The organism is Nibribacter ruber, assembly GCF_009913235.1.
GTDB classification, from domain to species: domain Bacteria; phylum Bacteroidota; class Bacteroidia; order Cytophagales; family Hymenobacteraceae; genus Nibribacter; species Nibribacter ruber.
In genome coordinates this window covers 4,286,267-4,312,711 of record NZ_CP047897.1, presented here as the reverse complement: position 1 = coordinate 4,312,711, position 26,445 = coordinate 4,286,267, and the positions used below count along the sequence as shown (strand labels likewise).

General features: G+C 51.7%; 16 protein-coding genes. 7 read left to right on the top strand and 9 right to left on the bottom strand.

The window, feature by feature from the left end; translation table 11 throughout:
* Window positions 1-92 precede the first annotated feature (92 nt).
* Window positions 93-2,387, bottom strand: a complete 2,295-nt coding sequence (locus GU926_RS18190; RefSeq protein ID WP_160694442.1) for a GH92 family glycosyl hydrolase — start codon at window positions 2,385-2,387, stop codon at window positions 93-95.
* A 1,075-nt stretch (window positions 2,388-3,462) separates the two neighbouring features.
* Here GU926_RS18190 and GU926_RS18185 point away from each other — a divergent pair.
* Window positions 3,463-4,833: an APC family permease gene (locus tag GU926_RS18185; RefSeq protein ID WP_160694440.1), complete on the top strand. Its 1,371-nt coding sequence runs from the start codon at window positions 3,463-3,465 to the stop codon at window positions 4,831-4,833.
* Between the two features lie 268 nt (window positions 4,834-5,101).
* The gene (locus tag GU926_RS18180) at window positions 5,102-6,085 is read left to right on the top strand and encodes an aldo/keto reductase (protein WP_160694438.1); all 984 of its coding nucleotides are present in this window, start codon (window positions 5,102-5,104) and stop codon (window positions 6,083-6,085) included.
* A gap of 523 nt (window positions 6,086-6,608) precedes the next feature.
* Here the strand turns inward: GU926_RS18180 and GU926_RS18175 are convergent.
* Window positions 6,609-7,559 carry an NADP-dependent oxidoreductase gene (locus tag GU926_RS18175; protein ID WP_160694436.1) on the bottom strand — a complete coding sequence of 317 codons (951 nt, stop codon included), beginning with the start codon at window positions 7,557-7,559 and terminating at the stop codon, window positions 6,609-6,611.
* Window positions 7,560-7,846: 287 nt separating this feature from the next.
* On the opposite strand from GU926_RS18175, the gene GU926_RS18170 reads away from it, so the two are divergent.
* The 3 genes from GU926_RS18170 (at window position 7,847) to GU926_RS18160 (ending at window position 11,668) form a co-directional block, all read left to right on the top strand.
* Window positions 7,847-9,316, top strand: a complete 1,470-nt coding sequence (locus GU926_RS18170) for an aminoacyl-histidine dipeptidase (protein ID WP_160694434.1) — start codon at window positions 7,847-7,849, stop codon at window positions 9,314-9,316.
* A 961-nt stretch (window positions 9,317-10,277) separates the two neighbouring features.
* Complete coding sequence (locus tag GU926_RS18165) at window positions 10,278-11,309, top strand: J domain-containing protein (RefSeq protein ID WP_160694432.1); 1,032 nt, start codon at window positions 10,278-10,280, stop codon at window positions 11,307-11,309.
* Window positions 11,310-11,476: 167 nt separating this feature from the next.
* Entirely contained in the window at window positions 11,477-11,668 is a 192-nt protein-coding gene (locus GU926_RS18160) for a CsbD family protein (protein ID WP_160694430.1), read from the top strand.
* A 211-nt stretch (window positions 11,669-11,879) separates the two neighbouring features.
* Here the strand turns inward: GU926_RS18160 and GU926_RS18155 are convergent, their stop codons facing one another.
* The gene (locus GU926_RS18155) at window positions 11,880-12,236 is read right to left on the bottom strand and encodes a hypothetical protein (protein WP_160694428.1); all 357 of its coding nucleotides are present in this window, start codon (window positions 12,234-12,236) and stop codon (window positions 11,880-11,882) included.
* A 208-nt stretch (window positions 12,237-12,444) separates the two neighbouring features.
* Here GU926_RS18155 and GU926_RS18150 point away from each other — a divergent pair, with 208 nt between their 5' ends.
* Window positions 12,445-13,746: a TCR/Tet family MFS transporter gene (locus GU926_RS18150; protein WP_160694426.1), complete on the top strand. Its 1,302-nt coding sequence runs from the start codon at window positions 12,445-12,447 to the stop codon at window positions 13,744-13,746.
* Here the strand turns inward: GU926_RS18150 and arsC are convergent.
* The 4 genes from arsC to GU926_RS18130 all read right to left on the bottom strand — a co-directional run bounded on the left by arsC (window position 13,736) and on the right by GU926_RS18130 (window position 20,191).
* Complete coding sequence (gene arsC, locus GU926_RS18145; RefSeq protein ID WP_160694424.1) at window positions 13,736-14,077, bottom strand: arsenate reductase (glutaredoxin); 342 nt, start codon at window positions 14,075-14,077, stop codon at window positions 13,736-13,738. The genes GU926_RS18150 and arsC overlap by 11 nt on opposite strands.
* A 297-nt stretch (window positions 14,078-14,374) precedes the next feature.
* Window positions 14,375-14,905: an REP-associated tyrosine transposase gene (locus GU926_RS18140; RefSeq protein WP_160694422.1), complete on the bottom strand. Its 531-nt coding sequence runs from the start codon at window positions 14,903-14,905 to the stop codon at window positions 14,375-14,377.
* A 235-nt stretch (window positions 14,906-15,140) separates the two neighbouring features.
* Window positions 15,141-16,181 carry an aldo/keto reductase gene (locus GU926_RS18135; RefSeq protein WP_160694420.1) on the bottom strand — a complete coding sequence of 347 codons (1,041 nt, stop codon included), beginning with the start codon at window positions 16,179-16,181 and terminating at the stop codon, window positions 15,141-15,143.
* 206 nt (window positions 16,182-16,387) lie between these two features.
* Window positions 16,388-20,191 carry a type IIG restriction enzyme/methyltransferase gene (locus GU926_RS18130; RefSeq protein WP_160694418.1) on the bottom strand — a complete coding sequence of 1,268 codons (3,804 nt, stop codon included), beginning with the start codon at window positions 20,189-20,191 and terminating at the stop codon, window positions 16,388-16,390.
* Between the two features lie 801 nt (window positions 20,192-20,992).
* Here GU926_RS18130 and GU926_RS18125 point away from each other — a divergent pair.
* Window positions 20,993-22,654: a M1 family metallopeptidase gene (locus GU926_RS18125; protein WP_160694416.1), complete on the top strand. Its 1,662-nt coding sequence runs from the start codon at window positions 20,993-20,995 to the stop codon at window positions 22,652-22,654.
* A gap of 428 nt (window positions 22,655-23,082) precedes the next feature.
* On the opposite strand, the gene GU926_RS18120 is transcribed toward GU926_RS18125, so the two are convergent.
* Window positions 23,083-24,435, bottom strand: coding sequence for a sensor histidine kinase (locus tag GU926_RS18120; RefSeq protein ID WP_160694414.1), 1,353 nt, complete (start codon window positions 24,433-24,435; stop codon window positions 23,083-23,085).
* A 373-nt stretch (window positions 24,436-24,808) separates the two neighbouring features.
* The gene (locus GU926_RS18115) at window positions 24,809-26,419 is read right to left on the bottom strand and encodes a M20/M25/M40 family metallo-hydrolase (RefSeq protein ID WP_160694412.1); all 1,611 of its coding nucleotides are present in this window, start codon (window positions 26,417-26,419) and stop codon (window positions 24,809-24,811) included.
* Window positions 26,420-26,445: the final 26 nt, after the last annotated feature.

Sequence of the window (26,445 nt, the reverse complement as noted above, 5' to 3'; positions counted from 1 at the left end):
GTCATCATCGGTTCATACCCAAGAAAAAAAGAGCCCGTTCGCACCACCTTGGCAAATGGCGTGAACGGGCTTTTTCTCTTGCTATGATTTGTTTACTTCTTCGCCTTACTGCTCATGTAGAACGTCAACTTCCCGCCGTTGGCCAGGTCTGCGTGGTTCAGGAATGGCTGCGTGAGGGTTTTGCCGTTGAGCTCCACTTTCTGCACGTACACGTTCTTATCGCTTTGGTTTTTGGCCTCAATGGTGAAGGTCTTGCCGTTCTCCAATTGCACCGTCGCCTCTTTCACGGCGGGGCTACCCAAGGCATATTGCTCAGAACCGGGAGCTACGGGATAGAACCCGAGGGAGCTGAACAAATACCACGCGCTCATCTGGCCGCAGTCATCGTTTCCGCCAAGGCCGTCAACGGTGGGGTGGTACTGCTTTTTCAAAATCATGCGCACGCGTTCCTGCGTTTTCCAGGGCTGATTGGTCCAGTTGTAGAGGTAGGCTACGTGGTGCGCAGGCTCGTTGCCGTGTACGTAGTTGCCAATGATGCCTTCGCGGGTGATGTCCTCGGTATCCGCAAAAAACTCATCTGGGAGGTGCATGGTGAAGAGTGAGTCCAGGTGCGGTACAAATTTCTTGTTGCCGCCCATCACTTGTATCATCTCTGTTGGGGCATGCGGTACGTAGAGACTGTAGTTCCAGGCGTTGCCTTCTATGAAGCCCTGGTTGTGGGTGCTCAAGACGTCAAACTCGTTCTTGAACGTTCCGTCGCTCAGTTTAGGACGCATATACCCGATGTTCTTGTCATACACATTTTTCCAGTTCTGGGCGCGTTTGCTGAACTCCTGGTACACGTCCTGACGATTTAACTTTTGCGCTATCTGGGCAATGCACCAGTCATCATAAGCGTACTCCAGCGTCTTGGAGACAGAGGAACCGTTCTTGTCTTCGGGGACGTAGCCTAGTTGCATGTAGTATTGAAGGCCGTCGTAATAGCCTTGGCGGGCGGTGGCCACGCAGGCATCCAGAGCGCGGTTGGCATCGCCGGTGTACGTACCTTTTATAATCGCATCTGCAATCACCGACACGCTGTGGTAGCCAATCATGCACCAGTTCTCATTGGCGTGGTGCGACCAGACCGGCAACATGTTGTGCACGCTCTGGTCATAGTGTGCCAGCATGGAGCTGACCATGTCGGCGTTGCGTTTGGGCTGTACAATGTTAAACCAGGGGTGCAGGGCGCGGTACGTGTCCCAAAGTGAGAAGGTGGTGTAGTTGGTGAAGCCCTGGGCCACGTGGTTGTTCTGGTCCAGGCCTCGGTACTGGTTGTCAACGTCCATGTAAGTGGTGGGTCCCAGGAACGTATGGTACAGCGCGGTGTAGAAGTTGATGTAGTCATCCTTGGTGGGCAGCACGGCGCGCACTTTACCCAGTTCTTTGTTCCATTGGGCCTGGCTTTCATATTTCACTTTCTCAAAATCCCAATGCGGAATCTCGGCACGAATGTTCGCCAAAGCCCCGGCCGTACTCACCGGTGACAGTGCAAATTTTATTTTGATTTTCTCCCCTTCTTCGGTCTTGAAATCAAAGTAGGCGCGTAGCTGTTTGCCGGCCATTTCGGGGAAGTTCCTGGTTTGGTCAAACTTGCGCCAGAAGCCTTTGTACACTTGCGCTTTGCTGTAGTCTTTGTTGCCGTAACTGGTGAACGGTTTGGAGAAAGACATGGCAAAATACACGGTGCGCGTTCTGGCCCAGCCGTTGGTCATGCGGTAGCCGGTAATGAGCGTGTCGTTCTCAATACGCACAAACGTCCAGGTGTTCTTGTCCTCATAGTTGTAGATGCCGTGCATCAGGTCCAGGATGATGTGGGCCTCATCTGATTTTGGAAAAGTGTACTGATGCATGCCCACGCGGTTAGTGGCCGTCAGTTCTGCTTTGATGTTATGATCGTCTAGCTGCACGCTGTAATAAGCCGCCTCAGCGCGCTCATTGTTATGCGAGAATTTGCTGCGATAGCCGGTTTCTGGCTTGTCTTCGGTACCGGGGTTCAGTTGGAGTTTGCCAGTAGTGGGCATGATCAGGAAATCACCTAGATCTGAGTGGCCGGTGCCCGAGAAGTGTGTATGGCTGAAGCCTACAATGGTAGGATCATCATATTGGTAGCCGGCGCAGTACTTGTACACGTCTTTGTTGTACTTGCCGCCCATCTCATATGGAATGGTATCGGTGTCTGGAGACAGCTGCACCATGCCGAAGGGTGCCGTAGCCCCGGGATACGTGTGGCCCATTTTGGCGGTCCCAATCATAGGATTCACCCAGCGCACCAAGTCAAAGGGTGGTTTCTGGGCGAAGGCAGTCATTGCAAAAAGCAGGAAAACAGGAAGGAGAAGTTTTCTCATGAGAATGGTGTAAGGCTTATATGAAGAGCTGGTCTGATGGTTTTCAAAGATAAGGGAGATTTGCAAAGTTTAAGAAGTAGTGGCGTTTTTGGCTTGTTTCTTAGGAAACAAGCCAAAAACGAGGGTTTTCTTTTTAAGCTTCTTTGCTGGGGGATTCCCCCTTTGAGGGGGCAAGGGGGTGTTTACACCAGTTGATTCTTTCTCTGTTCTAGGGTAAAACCTATCGCATTTTCTGATTGCCGTACCAGACTTTAGACTTTTCCACCAGTTATCCTTTTGCTACTGGTCTTTTGCAATTCCGTTGGCCTTTCCCTTGGCAGTGCCGCCTGTTCCGGTGCGAACCCACTGTCTTGTTTCATTTCTTCCGCTAAGCGCTCACGGCCGCGGGGCCCCGTCCTGTCCCTTCGCACTGCTGTTGTTTGTGGGACTTTGTCCCTGCCGCCGCTCACCGCGGCGCACAAACACCAGAGGCGCTCAGGACCAGGACTGGTTTCGGTCCCAATTCTGTTAAGGCTGGTTTATTTATTAGCTGGTTGCAGGCAATTGCGGTTCCTGTCGATGCAGAGTCACGCGTGCTGCGCACGGTTGCTTTATTCCCTTTCCCATGCCTGGTTCAAGTTTATAACTTGGACCCACCATGGCGGGCAGTCTGAGACTGCCCTGAGGAAGTGAGTGGCCTCAACCTACGCTTGTTGGTAAGGTACCCTTGGAGAGGAGAAAGGAAGAAGAGGTCCTTTCAGACCTAGAACGCTAGACTCAGAACTAAGTACTAAAAAATAGCCGTGTGCAGCTCCTGCGAGCGTCTGTGCCAAGGACCATTGCTAAACGCAGATTCCCCTTTGAAGGTAGCGCTTTAGACGGGTGTTCACCCTAGCAGATCAAAAGCCCCTCTCCACGGGGAGGGGTTGGGGTGGGGCATCATTTTTAGCCCATTTCCCAGAAAACAACCCAAAAACGACAACTAACCGATATTCCCAGATTTACCGAGGGATACTGGCTTTGCATGAAGCTGATTCGGTAATTTTTGCATCTTTAGGATACGGAACCATCCCTACTTATTTGACGAAACTTCTACATGTCTGCACCTAACTTAGAAAGACGCCTGGAGCTGGCGCAAGCCACGGCCATCAACATGATTGACATGGTAGGCATTGGTCCGTTCATCACGCTGCCCATGGTCATTGGCATGATGAACGGACCCTACTTCCTGTATGCCTGGTTGGCAGGGGCGGCTTTGTCCATTGTAGATGCCATGGTGTGGAGCGAGCTGGGGGCCGCCTTCCCGAGGGCCGGTGGCAGTTATAATTTCCTAAAGGAGGCCTACGGCGAGAAAGGCATGGGCCGTTTTATGAGCTTCCTGTTTGTGTGGCAAACCATGATTCAGGCCCCTTTGGTCATTGCCTCGGCGGCGATTGGCTTTGCCTCCTACTTCTCCTATCTGGTGCCCTTGACCACCGTCACTTCTAAACTGGTAAGCGGGGCATTGGTGATTCTGATTGTAATCATGCTGTACCGCAAGATTGAAGCCATTGGCAAGATCAGCGTGCTGCTCTGGGGAGGCGTTTTGCTCACCATGGGCTGGATTATTGGGGGCGGCCTGGTACACGGAAACTTCCTGCAACCAATAAAAGACATGAACCAGGGCCTCACGGTGAATTATGCCTTTGTGGCCGCCATCGGGTTTGCCAGCGTGAAAACGGTGTACAGTTATCTGGGCTACTACAACGTCTGCCATCTGGGAGCCGAAATCAAGGATCCGTCCAGAAACATTCCGCGCAGCATGTTCATCTCCATTGCGGGTATTGCGGTACTGTACCTCATGATGAACGTGAGCGTGGTGAGCGTGGTGCCGTGGCAGGAGGCCAAGGAGTATGAGTTTGTGGTGAGTGTGTTTGTGCAACGCTTAATGGGCCAGACCGCAGCCACCATTGCCACCGTCTTGATTTTATGGGTGGCCTTTGCGTCTGTGTTTTCGGCAACGTTGGGGTATAGCAGAATACCGTACGCGGCGGCCGTGGACGGCGCATTCTTTAAGGTCTTCGCCCGGTTGCACCCTACCAAACATTTCCCTCACATCTCTCTACTGTTTCTGGGGGCGGTGGCCTTTGTGTTTAGTTTGCTGTTCAGGTTGGCAGACGTAATTAGTGCCATTCTGGCCATGCGCATTCTCATCCAGTTCATGGGCCAGGCCGTGGGGCTGCTTTTGCTGCACAAGAAAAGGTCAATCCAAGATTTCCCGTACAAGATGCCCTTGTACCCGCTGCCCGTACTACTGGCCCTGCTCATGTGGGCCGGCATCCTGCTATCCACCGGCTGGAACATGGTCTTGTCTGGTTTGGTGGTCATCACCTTGGGCGCTGTGGTGTATATGATAAAAGCCAAGGTGCAGCAAGAATGGCCGTTCCGGGCAGATGCGCCTTTATCAAGCCCTCAAAAGAATTCTTAAAGGTTTCTCGCTCGCCTCTGGCGAGTGTGGGTTCCCTGCGGCCTCTGGCCGTTGGAACTATATTTCACCGAATAAGTTTAATGCGGCCGCGTTTCATTAAAAACGTGGAGCCCCTGCCATAAATCTATAGCGGCAGGACGCCGCAGGTAACCCACACTTGCCAGAGGCGAGCGAGTATTGCAGTTTCATGTGCATAAACACTTGACTGAGCCTGTTTGTTGACCCTCTCGTAAAAAGAAGTTCTAAACTGAGGATAAAAAGAAGCATCATGAAATACAGACAACTAGGGAATACCGGAGAAAAAGTATCTGCCATTGGCTTAGGTTGCATGGGCATGAGCCAGGCCTACGGCACCAGAAACGATGAAGAATCCATCGCCACCCTGCATAGGGCACTGGAACTGGGCATCAACTTCTGGGACACCGCCGATGTGTACGGTCCGCACCACAACGAAGAACTCATCTCAAAAGTGCTGGCTCCTCACCGCGACAAGATTTTCATTGCCACCAAGTTCGGGTTTAAGCAGGGCGCTGGCGGCAAGATGGAGTTTGACGGCTCCCCGGCGTACCTGCGCACCGCTATTGAAGGCAGCCTGAAACGCCTGAAGGTAGACGTGATTGACTTATACTACGCTCATCGCATAGACCCCAAGGTACCCGTGGAGGAAATGGTGGGAGCCATGGCGCAATTAGTGCAGGAAGGCAAGGTGCGGTATTTGGGTTTGTCAGAAGCCTCACCGGCTTCCATCAGGAAAGCGCACGTCGTCCATCCCATTGCAGCCGTGCAGTCAGAGTTTTCTTTACTGACCCGTGACGCAGAGGAACAGGTTATACCCGTTTGCAAAGAGCTGGGCATCGCGTTTGTGCCGTTCAGTCCGCTGGTGCGGGGTTTGGTGACGAATACTGTTGAAATGCAGAACCTCCCCGACCATGACATGCGCAAGTCGCTTCCCCGGTTCCAGAACCAGGACAACTGGGACAACAACCAGAAGCTAGCGCAAGCCTTCTCCCGTTTCGCGGCTGACAAACAATGCACTCCCGCCCAGTTGGCCTTAGCTTGGGTCTTGGCGCAAGGCGAGCACATCATTCCCATACCTGGCACCAAACGCCGGAAGTACTTAGAAGAAAACGCCGCCGCCGTAGACGTACAACTCACCTCTTCTGACCTGCAAGGCCTGCAAGATTTAGTAAACCAGTACCCTAACGTAGGCGAGCGCTACAATCCAGAACAGTACAAGTTGGTAGACAAGTAAACCGTTTCCTGCCGCCTGAAACAAAGCCGCCGCGGTTCTGAGGACCGTGGCGGCTTTGTTTTTATTGCTGAGGTTGAATTCATTTTTGGCCTGATTCCGGGAAAAGAGGCTAAAACCGAATTTCTGCAAGTAGCCTCTGCCTACCTAGTCCGCAGGATTCTTGCAGGAGTTTTGGAAATTTGGAGATGTGAAGATGTGGAACTTAAATAATGCATATGCCTCCCGCCAGCTTGTAGGCACCTAAGAGGTAAGCTTTCAGCTTGCGCTACCTGGCCGAAGTAAGAAACACAGTGTATAAACTTGCCCTTTCCCTGTTCCAAGCTGCCTGCCTGAAGCAGGGAAAGGGCAAAGCGATTTTGGCCTGTTTCCTGGAAATGAGGCCAAAATCGCCAGGGAGATCCCTCCTTGATGCCCTATCGCCCCAGACTGTCCCCTGACAGACCGGCACTAGAATGAATAGTGGAGGCTAGGGAAACCGGGTTGGACTGTCAGGGGACAGTCCAAGGAGAGGGAAAATTCTTAATCACGGAAGGATCACAATCTTGCCGGTGGTATGATGAGTTTCTATCTGGCGCATGGCTTCTGCCGTCTCGTTTAAGGAGTAGGTGCCGCTCACGTGCACTTTTAGTTTACCGGCCTCTGCCAATGCACGCAGGTGCTCCAGTTGCGTGGAGTTGGGTTCTACAAAGACGTATTGGAAGTTGATGCTCTTGTCCAGGTCCTGCCCTTGGTTTAAGATGGAGACTAGTTTGCCGTTGGGCTTGAGTGCTTCCAGGCTTTGAGTGAGGGTTTCGCCGCTGGCCGCGTCAAAGATCAGGTCAACACCCTCTGGCGCCAAAGCTTTCACTGCCTGGCCTACATGGGTGTCTTTGTAGTCCACGGTATGGTCCGCGCCCAGGTTCTTCATGAATTGGTGGTTTTTTTGGCTGGCCACGCCAATCACGGTCGCTCCTTTTTCTTTGGCCAGTTGAATGCCCAGACTGCCCACGCCCCCAGAGGCCCCCAGAATCAAGACCGTTTGCCCTGCCTGCAAACTGCCTGCATCAAACAAAGACTGATACGCCGTCAAACCTACCAACGGAATGCCAGCTGCTTCTTCAAAACTCAGGTTTTGGGGTTTGTGGGCCAGATAACTTTCCGGAATGACTAGGTACTGGGCAAAGGTGCCGTGCTGGACCGTGGGCCGGCGGGCATAGGCGTAGACCTCGTCGCCGGGTTTGAAACGGCGGGCACTAAAGCCCACTTCTTCCACCACGCCGGCTACGTCCCAGCCCGGTATGGCCGGGAAGTTCAGGGGCAGAAAGTCTTTGAGCCAGCCTTCGCGCACGGCAGAGTCTACCGGGTTTACTCCGGCGGCTTTCACGCGCACCAGCACTTCGCCTTCTTTTACTTCGGGCAGGTCCAGTTCCCCTATTTTTATCTGACCGGCATCGCCGTAGGCTTCATAAAACGCCGCTTTGTTTTTCTTGCTCATATTTTATTGAGTGAATGAGTGAATGAGTGATTGAATGAATATGTATGGTTTTTACTCTTCTTTTACCTTTTTTGGGAAGCAGGGTTTTGTTGAGGATCCTTGAAGGTAGTATCTGGGAGCATACCGTTTTTGGCTTGTTTTCTGGAAAATAGGCCAAAAACGAAGGCTGTTTATAGGCAACTCTGGCTTTCTGAGTCAAAACCGTTTGCTACCTTTACCTCCGAAACAGAATCCCTTCTTCCAGAAGAATTTGTCTCTGGGCGGCAGGGCTAACCAAAAGAAACAGTATGAGCAGTCAGATAGAATCTTTAGAACCCAAAGCCCTGTGGCAACATTTTGCAGCCTTGAACGCGGTACCAAGACCGTCTAAGAAAGAAGAGCGCGTGATTGCATTCATGCAGGACTTCGGGAAGCGCCTGAACCTGGAAACCCTCACCGACGAGGTGGGCAACGTCATCATCAAGAAGCCCGCCACCGCCGGCATGGAAGACCGTCCTACCCTGGTGTTGCAAAGCCACCTGGACATGGTGCACCAGAAAAACGCTGATACTGATTTCGATTTCAACACCCAAGGCATTCAGATGGAAGTAGACGGTGACTGGGTACGCGCCAAAGGCACCACCCTGGGCGCCGACAACGGCATTGGCGTGGCCACCATCATGGCGTTGCTGTCTTCTACAGACATTGCGCACCCAGCCTTAGAAGCCCTGTTCACCATTGACGAAGAAACCGGCATGACCGGCGCCATGGGCTTGAAAGGCGGCTTGCTGGACGGCACCATCCTGTTGAACCTGGACACCGAGAACGACCAGGAACTTACTATTGGCTGCGCCGGCGGCATTGACGTAACGGCAACGGGCACGTATAATTCTGAAAGCATTCCGTTTGACTTTGTAGGCTTTAAACTAAGCATAACCGGCTTGACCGGAGGGCACTCGGGCATGGACATTCACCTAGGCCGCGGCAACGCCAACAAGCTCATGAACCGTCTGTTGTACCAGGCCACTGACAAGTTTAACGTGCGCGTATACAGCATTGACGGCGGAAGCCTGCGCAACGCCATCCCCAGAGAGTCTTTTGCCGAAGTGGCCGTACCCGAAGAGAAAGCCGAGGCCTTTGAGCAGTTCCTCCAAAAACAAGCCGAAGTCCTGAAGGCAGAATACGCCCTCACTGATGCCAACCTGGAGATTAAAGCCGAACACATTGACTTGCCCTCCTTGGCCATTTCGCAGGAGTTTCAGAACCTGTTGTTGCGCGTGGTGTATGCGTGCCCCAACGGCATTCATCGCATGAGTCCGGCCATTGAAGGCCTGGTGCAAACCTCCAACAACCTGGCCCGCGTGCTGGTGAAAGACGGCGAATACTCCCTGCAGTGCTTGACCCGCAGCTCCGTAGACAGTGAAAAGCTGGACCTGGCTGATGCCATTAAATCTACTTTTGAGCTGGCGGGCGCCAATGTGACCTTTAAAGGCGCGTACCCGGGCTGGGCACCTGCACCAGACGCCACCATTGTTAAGCTAATGAGCGGCCTGTACCAGGAACTCTTCCAAAGCGCGCCGCATGTAAATGCCTGCCACGCCGGACTTGAGTGCGGCATTCTGGGCACCAACTACCCAGACATGGAGATGATTTCCTTCGGGCCCAACATCACCGGCGCCCACTCCCCTGATGAGAAAGTACAGATCAGCTCTGTCCAGAAATTCTGGGGCTTTTTGCTAGAGACCCTGCAACGACTGCCTAAAGCAGCGGTAGCATAAGCTAATGGATAGCCCAATAACAGCAAGGCCAGTGTTTGACAAGTAGTTGGACGCTGGCCTTGCCGTTTTTGGCCTATTTTCCAGAAAACAAGCCAAAAACGGTTCATGGCACAGACGCTCGCAAGTCCTGCCGGACGCTACGAGGTCCTTTGAGCAACAGCAGAAGGTTAGGAGGCTGGCAGAAGAGGGCAATGCGCCAGAGACAAGGCGGTGCCGTTGTCTCTACAAAAAATCAATGGCAATTTACACACCGCGCCAGCGCATAAACGCATTACAGCGTCTCCAACATCAATCCGTCAGCCGACCGACCTTGCGAAGGGCAGCCCTGGCTGTGCGCCCGGAGCATGGGCAGGGAGCAAGTAGTGTCTTTTCAAATGGCAAAGTCATAAGCCAGCTATAAAACGAATCACATCAGCCAAGTGCAGAAAGATGAGACCCCGCCTGTCTGAGCGGCAGCGAGTTCGGGGGCTCTTGATTCTTTTGGTTACTTTTCTCATCAAGGAGAAAAGTGACAAACCTGGGCAGGAAGTATGAAAGAAGAAGATGGTAGTAAAAGGTGTTAGGAGGTAACTTGTTTTTTGGTGTAAACACCAACAACGGCTTGGGTTTTGACCAGCATGGGTGAACTCCCCTCTACTGAGCTGCGCACGGTGCCTCAAACTCTCGTTTGGGCAATCCTCAAGGGGAGAATCCTCACTGCTTCAGACTCACGTGTGGGCAATCATCAAGGGGAGAGTCCATGTTAGGATAGAGCTATAGACTCAGGACTCGCATATCATCCCCCTACCCCCTTCAAAGGGAGACGAATACGCTCCTTTTTCAAAGAAAATTCTTAGGAATAGAAACTCCGTTTTCAGCCCAATTACCAGAAAACAGCCTAAAAACGAAAAGCCAAAACAAACCGCAATCCAGTACCTTTACACCTCAGTAAACCAAGAACCTTTCTAACCTCCCTTGCTCCATGGCCAAACGCAAACCCTCTGCGAAAGAGAACTTCCCTACCGTCACGGGTTTAAGCACCTCGGGGACTACTCCGCAGCAGCAGGAGTTCAACCAGCACGTAGCCAAAATCAACTTCCTCAAAGAGCAGCTGGCGCAGCAGCGGGCTTCTTTGGCGGCGGCGCAGGTGCGGGTGCAGAAAGAAGTGCAGCCGCTCATACGGCAACTGGTGGAGAAAAGAACGGCTTTTGTGCGGCTGCTGGACCGGGCGTACCATCTGGAGTTCTTCCAGAAGCAGGAAAAAGAGAAAATTGCCTACCTGATTGAGAAACTGGCCTTCGACCTCATAGACACCTATGGTGCCCATGACTTGAAAGACCTGTATGCGCAGTATAATCCAGAGGCGGCCAGCGCCGTGTCTACAGCAGAGGATGAAGTACCCGATGCTCCAGAACAGGCCCCTGACCCAGACGACTATGACGCATGGCAAGTTCAGGAGCAGCAGCGCCGCGAAGCGCAGCAAAAAGCCCGTCAGCAGGCCAAGAAGAAGAAAGCCCAGGCCACAGAGCTGAAGTTGGAGCTGACCTCGCTCACCAAAGCCAGCCGCAAGATTTACACCACGCTGGTCAAACTCCTGCACCCAGATAAGGAACGGGATGAACAGACGCGCCTCTGGAAAGAAGAAGCCATGAAGCGCGTGACCATCGCCTACAACCAGGATGACTTTTTTGAGCTGCTACGGCTACAGATGGAGTTCCTGCACCTGGAAGAAGCCCACTTAGACCAAGTACCTGAAGACCAGCTGCAGTATTACCTAAAACTGCTCCATGACCAAATTCAGGAACTGGAGCGGGAACTGCAGCATTTCCAGACGGGGCCGCAGGCCAACTTTTACCAGCGGTTTGCCGGCACAGAGCGCCAGATGGACCTCAAATTCAGGAAAGTGAAGAAAGAGCTGAAGGACGAACTAAGCCAGCTGGACCTGGAAATACGGGTCTTGGAAGAGCCCCTGCACCTGCGGGAATTCTTGAAAAAAATGCGTAACTTTCAATAAGGCAACCTGTTCTCACTACCACGCTGGCTCCTTACGTAAAGGAGGTTTCACCTAGCGTACAAACCGTGTAAATTACCGAGTTTGTTCTTGCCCAAAAGGCCAACTTCTACCACCGTGCTTGCGTATATTATTACATATCTATATGTAACCTTATAAATAGAAAAGCCATGCACGAACAAGAATATAGAGCCCGCGGTAACTGGAATGAGATTAAGGGCAAAATGAAGCAAGCGTACGGAGACTTGTCTGATGACGATCTAGCTTATGACGAAGGTCAGGAAGACGAATGGATCGGGAAGTTGCAGCAGAAAATTGGCAAGGGAAAACACGAAGTGAAATCCTGGATAGATTCTCTGTAGACAGTCAAGTCTCTTAGCAGATCCTCCGCTTGGCCTGTCCGGTAGAGGGGGGATTTTCTTAGGTTGGTGGCGGTGCTATACATGCCCGCGACCCTCACACCTTAGATTGCAGTTGGCAAAAGCGTCATACCTTTTGCAGAGTACCCAAAAAGGAAAGCTCCTCTTTACCAAGAGGAGCTTTCCTTTTTTTATGATGTGGAGCGCTTAGAATTTATTTAACGGCGGTCTCTTGCGCAGTGGCCAGCATGGACTTCATCCCTACAAAGGCTTTTTGCTGAGCGGGCGTCAGGATTTCTAACACAGAGGCGGCAAACGTAGACTCAATGGCCACCAACTGCTTAGCCAGGGCATCACCCGTCAAAGAGGTTTCGGCGGTTTTGATGGCTTCTAGCTTTACAGACTCAAATCCTTTTATCTTAAGGTACTGCAACTCATTCAACTGAAGAAAGTTGGCCAGTTCACGGGCCAGCGTACCGGCGGTCACAGAGGTGGCAGAAGCAACCGTGCCTGCGTTAGACGTTGAGGCAACAGTCAATAAAAGTACAAAGGCGAGTGCTAACTTTTTCATGTGAAGGTCTGGTTGTTTGTGTAAGTGATGTAAAGATGTTGCTTTATATAGCAGAACGTCTATTTATTAGGCGAACGGGGCTTTTCTCCGGTCAAACCCTACCAAACTGCCGTTAAATGCAATGCTTTTATAAACTGAGTGCTATTTCTAATCCTACCTATAGCATAGCGCTGGCAGAACTCCTATTTTTGCAGGAAAGAAGAATACTATGTTGGGCAACAGGAAAGCAGCGCTGGGTTTCATTTTTGTCACCTTGCTTATAGACGTGATAGGGTTTGGCATTATCATTCCGGTGTTGCCCAAACTCATTGCAGAACTCATAAACGGTGACTTAAGCCAGGCCTCTTTGTACGGGGGCTGGCTCATGTTTGCCTTCTCTGTGTCACAGTTCCTGTTTTCGCCGGTGTTGGGCAACCTGTCTGACCGGTTTGGCAGACGGCCGGTGCTGCTCTTCTCCCTCTTCGGGTTTGGGATTGACTATATTCTGCTGGCCCTGGCGCCTAACATTGGCTGGTTGTTCATTGGCCGCATCATTGCCGGCATAACCGGCGCCAGCATGACCACGGCCACGGCGTATATTGCAGACATCAGCACGCCAGAGAAACGGGCGCAGAATTTTGGGATGGTGGGCGCGGCCTTCGGGTTGGGCTTTATCATTGGGCCCGTGATTGGCGGGTTGCTGGGACAGTTTGGCGCCCGTGTTCCGTTCTACGCTGCGGCCGGCATTACCTTGCTCAACTGGCTGTACGGCTATTTCATTTTACCAGAGTCATTGGCCCCAGAAAACCGCCGGCCGTTCCACTGGAAACGGGCCAACCCGGTAGGTTCCCTGCTGCAGTTAAAGCGCTACCCGGTGATTGCGGGCTTGGTAGGCTCGCTCATTTTTGTGTACATAGCCGCTCATTCCACCCAAAGCACCTGGGCGTATTACGTCATGGAGAAGTTTCAATGGAACGAGGCGTGGGTGGGCTATTCTCTGGGCGCGGTGGGACTGTTTGTAGCCATTGTGCAGGGCGGCCTCATACGGGTGATTAACCCGTGGCTGGGTCCTAAACGCTCTGTGTACCTGGGACTGGCGCTGTACGCCCTGGGTTTTCTGCTGTTCGCGTTTGCCACCAAGGGCTGGATGATGTTTGCCTTTCTGGTGCCCTACTGCCTGGGCGGCATTGCCGGACCGGCCATCCAGGGCATTATCTCTACGCAGGTACCCGCCAATGAGCAAGGAGAACTACAGGGCGGCCTCACGGGCTTGGTGAGCGCCACTTCTATTGTAGGCCCTCCGCTCATGACGTATATGTTTGCCTATTTCACGCATGACCAGGCACCCTTGTATTTCCCGGGGGCGCCTTTCTTGCTGGGGTCTGTACTTACCGTCCTGAGCGTAGTGTTGGCGGTGCGTTCTCTCTCCCGGCATGATTTGCAGGTACAGCCTGCTCTGGCACCCACAGACGCAGAGGCTTTGCCGTCACCAGACGAGGCTCCTTCTATGGGGGCCGGTTTTAGAGAATAGAAAACACGTTTTCGGGTGGGCGGGCAATCACCGCTTTGTCGCCGTTGACTACTATGGGCCGCTCTATCAAAATGGGGTTTTCTACCAGCACTTGCAGCCACTCTTGCTGCGTGAGGTGTTTGCCGGCGTACTGTTCTTTGTAGAGCGACTCGGTTTTCCGGATGATGTCTTCTGGCCCCAGCCCCAGCTTGGCTAACACCTCTTGCAATTCCTGCACCGTGGGCGGCTGGGTAAGGTAAGATTTCACTTCTACTTCTTTGCCCGCTTCTTGCAGCAGTTCCAGCGCGCCTCGGCTTTTAGAGCATCTGTTGTTGTGGTAAATGGTGATCATGGTGTTGGATGGTTGTGGTTTGGCTTGATTCAAAGATAAGGATTGTTCTGATTTTCGTTTTTGGCTTGTTTTCTGGAAAATAGCCTAAAAACGAAGCGCTATAGACGTACGAGCATGTCCAGAGAGCGGCGTTGCCTGCTGTGAACACTTCGCTCGCCTCTGGCGAGTGTGTGCTTGTAAGCGGCGTCCCGCCGCTGGTAGAAAATGTAGCTACTCCCACCCAGCGGCCAGAGGCCACCAACAAGCGCACGCTCGCCAGAGGCGAGCGAGGGAAGGAGGGAAAGGAAGCAAGGCACGTTAAAGGTCTGCCACTTTTAGCGGACTATCTGGACAAGCTGAGCTGTACACGTAGTATTCTGGTTCTGTGACAATGCTGGCCTTTACCGGGTTTTGATGGATGTAGTCTACTTTTTGTTGTAAGAGCGCTGGCGTATGCAGCAGAACAGGGTGGTGGGTGGTCTGCCAGAAATGGTATTGGCTATATTGTTCTTTCTGCCGGGCATAAAATTGAAACTGGTGCAACAGCCACTCTTTTCTGCTTTCTTGAGGATGCGCTTCTATGGCAGCCAACACCTTTTTTGCCGTATAGCTCTTGAACCTTCCCAGCAATTCAGTTAAATCTTTTTCGGGACGGCGGGCTACCAGGTGAAGGTGGTTGCTCATGAGCACATACGCAAAGATGTCCAGGTGTTCTTTTTTCTGGCAATAGGCAAGGTTTTCTATGAGAAAATCCTTGTACACGGCTCTTGTAAACACGTCTATCCAGCCGGTCACCGTCAAGGTGATAAAATAGGTTTCATCTGGAGAGGTACGCCTAAATTCACTCATGGGCAAGTACTGCTGGGGGTGGTTACCTACTTCATTTGCTATAGAAAACGTATCCCTCGCTCGCCTCTGGCGAGTGTGGGCTTGTAAACGGCGTCCCGCCGCTGGGGCAGGTAGCTACATTTTAAAACAGCGGCCAGAGGCCACCAACAAACTCACACTCGCCAGAGGCGAGCGAGGGAAAAACGGTCTTTGCTAGTGTTCACTGACTCGCGACTCAAAACCCGCAACTCAAAACTCAGGACTTTTCCGGCATTCTGCCGGCAGTTTGGCGTTCTACCATCCAATGGGGGTAGCCTGGTTGGAACTGGCTGGCTTCATTGATTTGGGCTAGTTCGTCTACGGTCAGTTCAATAGTGGTGGAGTGAATGTTGGAGGTGAGCTGCTCTGGTTTCTTGGCGCCTATGATGGTGCTGGTGACGCCGCGCTGTTGGCGTACCCAGGCCAGGGTGATTTCGGCGGCCGAGACGCTGTAGCTCTCTCCTATGGTCTGGAGCACGTCAATGATGTCATAGGCCTTCTCTTTGTCAATGATAGGAAAGTCAAAGGTGTCTCTCCTACTCTGGCCGCCGGTGCTGGTTTGGTCTCTGGTGAACTTACCGGATAAGAAACCGCCGGCCAGCGGGCTCCAGGGCATGAAGGCCAGGTTCTGGTCCAGGGCCAGGGGCAGCAGGTCTAATTCAGAATCTCGGTTGGCGGGGGTGTAGAAGTACTGCATGGCTTTAAACGCATGCCAGCCGCGCTGTTGGGCAATGCCCAAGGCTTTCATGACCATCCAGGCGGGCCAGTTGCAGACGCCCACGTAGCGCACCTTGCCGGTCATGACCACGTCATGCAGGGTGTGTACAATCTGCTCTACAGAGGTGGCAGGGTCTACGCCGTGCACGTACAGCAAATCTATGTGGTCAAGTTGCAGGCGCTTGAGGCTGTCTTCTACGCTCTTATAGATGTGGTACCTGGACAGGCCCTGCTGGTTCACGCCTTCGCCCATTTTGCCGCGCACTTTGGTGGCTATGAACAGCTCATCACGTTTGAGGCCCAGTTGCTTGAGGCCCGCGCCCAGCAGTTGCTCACTCTGCCCGAAGCTGTACACGTTGGCGGTGTCTATGAAATTAATGCCGGCGTCTAGGGAGGTGGTGAGCAGGCGGTTGACGTCTTGTTGTGGCAGTTGGCCAATCTGGGCCCAGATGCCCGCGTTCTCGCCGCCGCCAAAGGTCATGGCGCCCAGGCACAGCTCAGACACCAGCACGCCCGTATCACTGAAAAGATTGTAGTTCATGGTAGTAAGGATAGGAAAAGGTGATTGCTGTATTGAACGAGGTTTCTGGCCAGAAGGATAAGCCACCGCCCCGCGCCGGCCCGGTCCCCGCCAAGCCCGCCCGCCGCGCCCCGAAACAGAAAATGCGTTTTTAGCCTGTTTCCTGGAAAACAAGCCAAAAACGCATCTGTATATCTCTCTCCTTACTCTTGGGTTGGTGCAGGGCCTTAGCCTTGCTCTACCAGGGCAATCTCCTCGGGGCTGAGGTCATAGAGTTGGTACACCCGCTGGTCTATCTCCCGCTCCCACGCCGAGGTGTCTGCCTGCGCATCTTCCTGCTTCGCGGCGAGGATTTGGTTGACGAGACTTTCTAATGCAATTTGTTTATCAATTGTTGCCTCTTTAATTGGCAATTTTTTACAATTCTCTATCAAAATTTTTTGAAACAAATCCTTTTCAACGTCCAGATACAAATACTTATGAATAAAATTAATAAGGCTAGAATTCAACAATGCTGTAATATACTTTGGACCGAAGCCTTCTTTTGGAATTATTGAAAATCCAATTTGAGTAAAGAAAAGTGGCAAATCTGTATAACCGGCATAAATTCTTAACGGATTTCCTGAAACAATTTGCCGCACAATAATCCTTGGCTCGGTAAAAAATCTTTTTTCCCTTTGTGCACCAAGCCAACTTCCATATTTTATAAATTCTTTGGGCGTTGGGTCTACAATAAATCTCTTTATATTCTCACCCGTTATCAAAGGTTCGTAATCATCTGAAATCTTAGTAATGCTGTGGAATTCCCTATTTTTAATTACTGATGGAGAATGCCCCCTATATTTATCATAAGGTGTGATACCTAAGGAGAAGTCTGAAATACTACCTAATGGCTTAGTAAAAATAAAAGATTTATTTAAAATTGATTGAATTTCAAAAGAAGCGTACAAATTAAATTTTATTCCATCCGAGGAATTCCAAGAATCTTTATCTACATAATTAAATATTAAATCTTGTAATGAAGATATCTTGTCGCTGCTTTTAAAAGTAACAATTTTTGCTTTATCAAAATAAAGTTCTTTCTGAAAGGACAATATAATAGTTTCAACTATCACATCAGAATCAGAAAAAATATTATCTGGAAGCTTTATTATTTCTCTAACATTATCATATAATAAGTTTCTAGTTTTATCATATGAAGAATTCATTAACATTGAATTAGGGTTTATAAAATAAAACACCCCTTTATTTTTCAATATTCCATAGCTCAGCTCAATGAAAAGTGGATACAAATTGATTCTATTTTCGGCCACCTTGAACTTTTCAAAATAGGCCTTAATTAATTCTGGAGAATCAATTGATTTAATATCAATGTACGGCGGGTTGCCAATAACCACGTCAAAGCCTTCAAAGTTGCCATCGTTGTCCAGCACCTCGGGGAACTCAAAGCGCCATTCAAAGGCGTTTCTGTAGATGGCGTTGCTCTTGATGTCCTCAATCTCCTGCCGTAGTTTGGCCGTCTCGGTTTCCAGTTTCTGCTGTTGCAGTTTGCGGGTTTTCTTTTCTTTGGCGCTGGGTTCAAAGACGCCCAACTGCGTGGTGAGGTTGACCAGTTCGCCGTTCAGGCGGTTCAGCCGAAGCTGCTTGGGGTCCGTCTTGGTGATCTCCGTCCTGAAATCTGCCTTAATGCGACCAATGATCTGCTCCAGTTCGCGCTTGTGGTCTTTGTTGTGCGTATTTTTGTAGGTCTGCACGTAGTTTCGGTACTCTTCTACGCTGTACTTCACACCCTTGAGCGCCTTGCCCAAATCTGCGTCCAATGCATAGCGGCTAATCAAGGAGTTGCCCTGTTTGATGTTGATGTCAATGTTGGGCAGGGTTTGCAGGTGCAGTTCTGTGGGCGCAGAGGCTTGGGCAAACCCATCACGTAAGCCGGGTTCCTGGGCGTAGCACACCGCACTGGCCAGCCCCGCTCCATCTTCTGTAGCAGAAAGCGGCGCGTAATAGGCGTTCTTGAGCAGTTCAATCCAGAGCCGCAACCGGCAGATCTTCACCGAGTTGGGGTTGATGTCTACACCAAACAGGCAGTTCTCAATGATGGTCTGCTTTTCATGGAAGAGCGTCTGCTGCACGCGCTGGGTTTCTGAGTCTATCTTAAAGCCCTTGCCGTGCGGGGCAGGTTGCACGGTGTATTCAAAAAGATCGTCGGTGGCGCGGTGGGTTATGAGCAGTTCATCGTTTTCTACCGTGACCTGGTAATCGCTTAGGCGCACGCCTTTGGCATCTGCCAGCAAACCCAGTTCTGCCTTGCAGGCAATGAGCTCATTGAGCGCGCTCACCAGAAAGTGGCCAGAACCCACGGCAGGATCGCAGAGGTGCAGACCGTTGAGCAGCTGGTTGAACTCCAGTACTTTGGCCGTGCCTTTGTGGTCTGCGAGGTAATTCTTGAGGTCGTCAAAGCTGTCCAGTTGCCAGCCGTACGCGTCTTTGAACTTCTGTACCACCGCCAGCCTGATGGCCTGCCGGCACATGTACATGGTTATGAAACCGGGCGTGTAAATGGAGCCGTCTTTGTAGCCGTTGATCTTCTCAAAGATGAGCCCCAACACGGCCGCGTTGATGAGCGTCTTGCTTTCTTCCTGTATTTCTTCGCGGCCCTCAGAGGCAAAGTCATAAGCATCTAAAAACCGAAGCAGGTATTCCAGCCAGTTCAGGTGGCCGGTGAGCGGTTTGTTCTGGGCGTTGCGCAAGACGGTGCCGGGGTACAAATCCAAAGTCACCAGGTCATCCAGAGAACTCATTCTTATAATGTCGCGCTCCATCTCTGTGGTCTCAAACAGGGAGCTGTTAAGGTAGGGCACCTTGCCGTATTTCTGCTGCACCGGCGCAGAGCGTTCCTGGGGCCGTTTGGCCAGCACCTGAAAGAACAGCTTGTTCAATTCATCATACTGCGGAATGGTGGCGTAGTTCAAAAACTTAAACTGGTGGTCCTGGCGGTGGTATTTGATCAATTGGGCTTCCAGCAGCTTCAAGAACAACACGCGGTTAATCCAGGTAATGCACAATTCCAGGGCCACGTTGTAGAGCCGTTCTTCTTGCGTGGCGCCGTACTGGCCGGGACTGGACAGGTTGCTGAGCAGGTCTTCAGACTCAATGTTGATGATGGCGTTCTCCAGCAAAGAGCCCGCTTGCCGTTTGCCCACCGGTTTGCGCCTGATCAGCTTCTTGTTGCCTTCCTTTACTTCTTCCAGGCCAATGAGGTGCAGGAGCTCGGCGTAAAAGCCGCGGTCCAGGCTGTTGCTGTCATTGGTGAAGGGTAGCTTGAGCAAATGCGTGGGGCTCAGAATCTTGAACAAACCAATGAGGCTGTTGTCATCCTTCAGGCTCTGGCTGCGCAAAGGCTTCTCAAACTCGCGTATGTCAAAGTACGTGAACGTTAGCGGCTCGGTGAGCTGGTCTATGAACGGCTTGGCAATCTCTTTGTAGAACAGGTCTGTGTTGGTGCTTACCTTCTGCCCGGCTTTCCAGGACTCATAGCTTTTCTTGAGTTGCGTGCTCTTGCCAAACACGCGTTCAAACTCGGCGGCGTCAAAGACAAACCACTCATAAATGTTGGTGATGACCAGGTGCCTCAGGTCTGTGTTGTGGCCGTCATGCCGCTCGCGCAGGTAATACAGCACCAGTTCCTGCAGGGCCTTTTTGTTGAGGTCTTTCTGGGTGACCATGTCCCCTTTGTTGCTGGGCCGCTTTACCTCAACCAACACCCCGCTGGGGCTTTTGGCGTCTTTGCCCGTGTGCAGCACAAAGTCTGTCTTGCCTTTGGTGGCCACCAGAAAGTCTGGGCTGTACCAGGTGTTCTTGAGGAAGTCCATGAGGTGGATCTTCACGTTCTCCTCGGTTTCTTTTTCGTCTATCTGCCCCAGTAGCGTAATAAGGTTCTGCTTAAACGCCTCCATGTGAGTGCGTTTGGACTTGAGCAGGCGGTAGGCTTTGTTGAGGCTTTGTTTGATGGTAAGGACAGACAAATTCATACAGGACGCAGGACGATGGAATGGCTTTAAAACTACAGAAAAAAGCAGGAACCGCGGCCGTTTTAGAAGCCTTGGTTCACGCCTGTTAGTACCCAGTCAAACTAAAACGTAAACGCCCGTCGTAAAATAGTAGAACGCTTTTCTCTGCTCTGGCTCCGTTTTTGGGCTATTTCCCAGAAAACCTGCCAAAAACGAAGGTTGTTACTGATTGCTGATTGTTAATTGTTGATTGCTGGTTGTTGGTTGCTGGTTGCTAATTGTTATTTGCTGATGCTTGGTTGCTGGTTGTTGGTTGATGATGGTAATTTCCAGCAACCTATAACGGAGGCTAACTGCAGATTCCCCCTTGAGGGTTGCCCAGACGAGCATCAGCGCTATGGACGGTTCAAGTTGCAGATTCCCCCCTTGAGGGGGGCGAAGGGGGGTGTCTACATCAACAGATACAAAACCTCCCTTCCTATGAAAGAAAAGGCAGAGTTGGTAAAACCCAGCAAAAGAAGGCAATGCGTGGGAGACAAGGCAATGACTGGTCTCTACAAAAAACACGTATGCCGTCCCCCTTTTAAGGGGGTAGGGGGATGACTTCGCATGCATAGGAAAAAAAAGAAGCGGGCAATGCACAGGTGGACAGGTCTAGCCCTCTCCTACTGGTATTTATCGCCTGATGCGTTTTTCTGAAAGGGCCATGAGGAGGAGGCGGTTGGTGATAGGTAGTGGTCTATCTTCTTCTTGGCATTAGGATGTGTAAATTTCAATTTGCGACGTACCTTAGTATCTCCCGTTTTTGGCAAATGTTTTTCTATGGAAACCTCCTTTATCAGAAGTCTATGTGTGGCTACCGCCTGTCTTTGGGCAGTGACCGCGTCTTTCGCCCTGGCCCAAACCACGTCCCCCACGTTTACCCGGCAAGACACTTTGCGCGGTTCCATCACGCCAGAACGCGCCTGGTGGGACTTGACGCACTATGACCTCTCCATAAAAGTAAATCCCCAGGACAGCACCTTTGCCGGCATGAACAAGGTCACCTACAAAGTGCTGCAGCCGCACCAGACGCTTCAGATAGACTTGCAGGCCCCCATGCGCATTGAGCGCGTCACCCAGAACGGCCAGGACCTGGTAGTGCGCCAGGACAGCAACGCCTGGTTTATTCAACTGCAACAGCCGCAGACCGTGGGGGCCACGTATTCCCTTGACGTGTATTTCAGTGGCTGGCCGCAGGTGAGCGTGAACCCGCCCTGGAGCGGCGGCGTCACCTGGAAACACGACGCGCAGGGCAATCCCTTCATCGCCACCTCGGTGCAGGGCGGCGGCGCCAGCCTCTTTTGGCCCAACAAAGACCACATGTATGACGAGCCCGACAGCATGCTGATCCGCGTGAACGTGCCCATGCCCTTGGTGGACGTCTCCAACGGAAGGCTCCGCAACGTAGAAACCCACGCAGACAGTACCAGAACCTTCCATTGGGCGGTCACCAATCCCATCAACAACTACGGCGTGAATGTGAACGTGGGCAATTATGTGTCTTTTTCTGAAGTATATCCCGGCGAGAAAGGCCCTTTGGATTGCATCTATTATGTATTGCCTGAGAACCTGGAGAAAGCCAAAGTCCAGTTCAAAGACGTGCCCCGCATGTTGCAGGCGTTTGAGCATTGGTTCGGCCCGTACCCGTTCTATGAAGACAGCTACAAATTGGTGGAGGTGCCGTATCTGGGCATGGAGCACCAAAGCTCGGTGACGTACGGCAACAAGTACCAGAACGGCTATCTGGGCAGAGATTTGAGCGGCACCGGCTGGGGCCTCAAGTTTGACTTCATCATCATTCATGAGAGCGGGCATGAGTGGTTTGCCAACAACATCACCTATCAGGACATTGCCGATATGTGGGTGCACGAGGCGTTCACGGCCTACTCAGAAAACATCTTTGTAGACTACCATTACGGCAAAGAGGCCAGCAGCGCCTACGTCATTGGCACCCGCAAAGGCATCCGGAATGACCGTCCCATTGTGGGCAAATACGGAGTGAACTACGCCGGTTCAGGAGACATGTACTCCAAAGGCGCCAACATGCTGCACATGGTCCGGCAGCTAGTAGGCAATGACCTGAAATGGCGTAAAATCCTACGCGGCCTCAACCAGGACTTCTACCACCAGACCGTCACCGGCGCCCAAATTGAACAGTACCTGGCACAGAAAAGCGGCCAGAACCTGACTGGCTTCTTTGACCAGTACCTGCGTGACACGCGCATACCGGTGCTGGAATACAAGCTCAACGGCAACCAACTCTCCTACCGCTGGACCAACTGCTTAGACACCTTCTCCATGCCCGTTAAAGTCCTGGTCAACGGCAAAGCCCAATGGATTAAACCCACCGCCACCACCTGGAAGAACGCTTCCGTCACCAGAAAGCCCGCCGAAATCACCGTAGACCCTAATTTCTACGTGACCAGCAAGCGAGTAGAATAGCCCTATTTTTCCCTTTACCAAAACAAAGGAGCCTTGCCGGCATACTTCTGGCAAGGCTCCTTTGTTTTCGGCCTATTTTCTGGGAAATAGGCGGAAAACGGTTGAAGACACTCGTAGGAACTGCACACACTACGAGGTCTGTGCCAGTCCTGAGTCGCGAGTTAGTCCCTCGTCTCCAAGGGTGAGGCGAGCATTTCATCTGCCAGTGTAAACACCCCTCTATTGAGCTGCGCGCGCTGCCTCAAACTCGCGTTTGGGCAATCCTCAAGGGGAGAATCTGCGTTGGGTAAAAGAACAGAGCATTTGAAAGGCGGTTCTGGTCATTAGCCCAATGCAACACCATTATCGGCGCAAGGCCTAGCCGCAATCGTATTAAAAAGCTACTCCGTTTTTAGGCTATTTTCTGAAAAACAGCCTAAAAACGCATATCAAGCCACTTCCGCGAAAGCGGCAGAAGCAACTGCCGTTCTTTCTGCCGGAACCAGAGGCACCTCCACAAAGAAACTCACGCCAGACACCGGGTGGCTTTCAAACCAGATGCGGCCTTTCTGAAACGCGACAAACTCGCGGCAGAGCACCAGGCCCAGACCTACGCCTTTCTCTTGGTGGGTGCCGTACGATGTGCCACTGTTCAGCAAGAAGATGTCTGGCGAGAGCAGGGCTGGTTGGCCATTGCCGCTGTCTTTGACCTGTAGCAACAAGTTGTCACCGTTTTTCACGGCGCTGACGGAAATAGCCCCGCCTGGGTTAGTGAACTTGATGGCGTTGTTGACCAGATTGCGCACCACCAACTGCAACAATCCCACTTCGCTCATGATCTGAACATCTTCCTCCAGGGTATACGCCAGGGCAATATCTTTGCGGTGCGCAATGTCCTTGAAGAGTTCCAGGGTAGAAGAAAGTGCCTGGCGCACGTTCACTGAATCCAGGGACTTCTGCCCGCCGTCCATGTGGCTTTTAGACCAGGCCAGAACGTTGGTGAGCATGTCCAGCGTGGTTTGGGTGTTCTGCAGGAGTTGGTTATTTATTTGAAGGCGCTGCTCCTGAGGAATCTCTGCCTGGGACAAAATCTGCAAATACCCTTGAATATTGGCCAGCGGTGCGCGCAGGTCATGCGAGATGATGGACAACAGCTTGGTTTTCTCCTGGTTGAGCTTCTGCAAGGCTTTGTTGGCTTCTTCGGTGGCTAGGCGGGCGCGGTTGTAGTGGTTTAAAAGAAAGACGGTACACACCCGTATGAGCAGAATCACAATCAGGTAAGTAGTGATCATGTCAATGAAACGCGTCTCGCGGGTGAGGTAACGGCCAACAATCAGATTTGGGAAGTAATACTCTGCCAGGGCCAGACTTAAAATCAAACCTACATTCATTGTGGTCCAGAGCCAGTAGTATTTCTTGGTGGCCACCACCAGAATAGGGAAAAAGAAAAGCGCCAACAACACCAGCGTAGGCCCGGTGATGCCATCATTGAAAAAATAGTTGATGCCTAGCCCCGCATGTATAGATATGGACAAGATGGCAAAACTGAGGATGTATCTTCCTTTAAACCGAGACAGGTAAAACGCGAACGTCACCAATCCCAACAAAAAGATAGTGACAAAGAAAGGACCGTATAAGCCCGTGATAATATTAAAGGGAATGTTGTAGGCCACCCCCAGAATGGTAATCAGGCAAAAGGTGTTGTACACGCGCTGTTCCATGGGAAATTCAGCAGCAGAGCCCACCAAATGCACCCATTTACTTTTTAAAAAACTACGCAATCCTTGTGTCTTTTCGCTCACGTGTATCCAACTCTGCAAATCGGGGCAAAGATACAAAGGAAATGATTAGTATAATTGAACTATACAAAGAATGTAGTTACATTAAACATCCTCCATTTCAGCTTTAAACCTACTCTATTACTTTCATTATCTGACCCCTTCCGTACTCTTCCACCATTATTTGAATTTAAACCATGCAAACAAACCAAGCGCGCAAATTTAACTATTATAATATTTATCGAAATTATTATATTCAAACAGAATCTAGTTATTGCCCACTTGCCTTGAATAATAAAAGCGCCTTCCTTCAAGCTTTATTTTGCTTAAAGGAAGGCGCTTTTATTTTAATGCAGGTGTAGGTTTGAAGCCAACCAGTTAGCTTTCCTTGCCAACTTTATTCCAGGCCGCCTTTACGGGTAGGCTTACTTTGGGCAGGCCAGGTGCTAGGTTGGCCCGTTCTTGGGTTGACCGGCAGCACAATGCGCTCTCTGGAAGTTTTAACTGGGTCCTCACTGGCCATGTAGGCTAAGATGGCCGTTAAGATGGCGTTGCTGCGCACATCATCAAACACAATCTTGTCATACGTGTCGCGGTTGGTGTGCCAGGTGTAGGTGCCATATGACCAGCTCAAAGAACTCAAAGAGAAAGCTGGAGCACCCGCAGCCACAAAGGAAGCGTGGTCAGAACCGCCGCCGCCCGGCATGCCCGGAAAGTTGGTTTCAATGGGCTGCCGGATAGAGGCCGGCACCGCAGACAACCAACGGCCAATGTAGTCATAGGCATGCAGGAAGCCCTGCCCCGAGATGTTCACCACGCGGCCCGTGCCGTTGTCCTGGTTGAAGACCGCCTGAATGTTCTGCACAATCTCAGGATGATCCTCTACAAAAGAACGCGAGCCGTTCAAACCCTGTTCTTCGCTGCCCCAGTGGCCTACCAAAATGGTACGCTTCGGGTTGGGGTAGATTTTCTTTAAGATGCGCATGGCCTCCATCATGACAATGGTACCGGTGCCGTTGTCTGTGGCGCCGGTGCCACCGTCCCAAGAGTCAAAGTGCGCCGACAGGATCACGTATTCATTTGGTTTTTCTGAGCCCTTGATTTCTGCGATGGTGTTGAAGGTAGGCTGCACGCCCAACTCCTTAGAATTGGCTTTGATGTTGATTCTGGGCTTGTCGCCGGCTTCTACCATGCGGTACAGCATGCCATAGTCTTCCAGGGAAAGGTCTACCGTAGGAATCTTCTTGGTATAGGCATTGAAAATCTTGTTCACGCCAAAACCGGCAGACCAGTTAGACATGACCACGCCGGCGGCTCCCGCTTTCTCCAGGGCCACCGGAAGCGTGCGGGAGGTATACCCCATTTTGGTGAATTTATCACGCCAGGCTTCGGTCTGGGCCGTGCGCTGGGCCTTCATTTTCTCAAAAGACTCTTTGGTGGCAAATTCCTGCCAGTTGTAGTCGGGGCGGCCGGTGGGTTGGTACATAGAGACCATGACCAGTTTGCCTTTCACGTTGGGCAGCCACTTCTGGAAGGAAACGGAGTCTTGGACGTCTGGCAGTACCATCAACTCAGCTGTAACGCCTTTGCCTTTGGTGGCAGGGCTCCAGGCCAGTTGCGTGCCCTCCAGAGACCTTACTCTGGGCGACACCATTTCTATCTGCGAGGTGCCCCTTTGCCAGCCGCGCCATTCGCCCCACTTCTCATTGCGGGCCATGATGCCCCAGCCTTTGTACTTCTCCACGGCCCAGTCGTTGGCCTGCTTCATCTCAGGAGAACCCACCAGACGCGGACCAATCACGTCCAGCAGCTCATGGGCCAAGGACTCTAGCTGAGAATTTTGGGTGGCTTCTTTCACAATGGCTTCCACCACTGGGTTCTTTGCCGGTTGGGTTTGCGTCTGGTTGGCGTTTTGCGCCTGTACCACCGCCGGTGATGACAAAAGCAAAGCGACCAAAAGGGCCTTAGGTAGTTGGGAGGACTTTCCCAGACCAAGTGTAGTCTTCATAGTTTTCATGGTTGCTAATTTAGGAA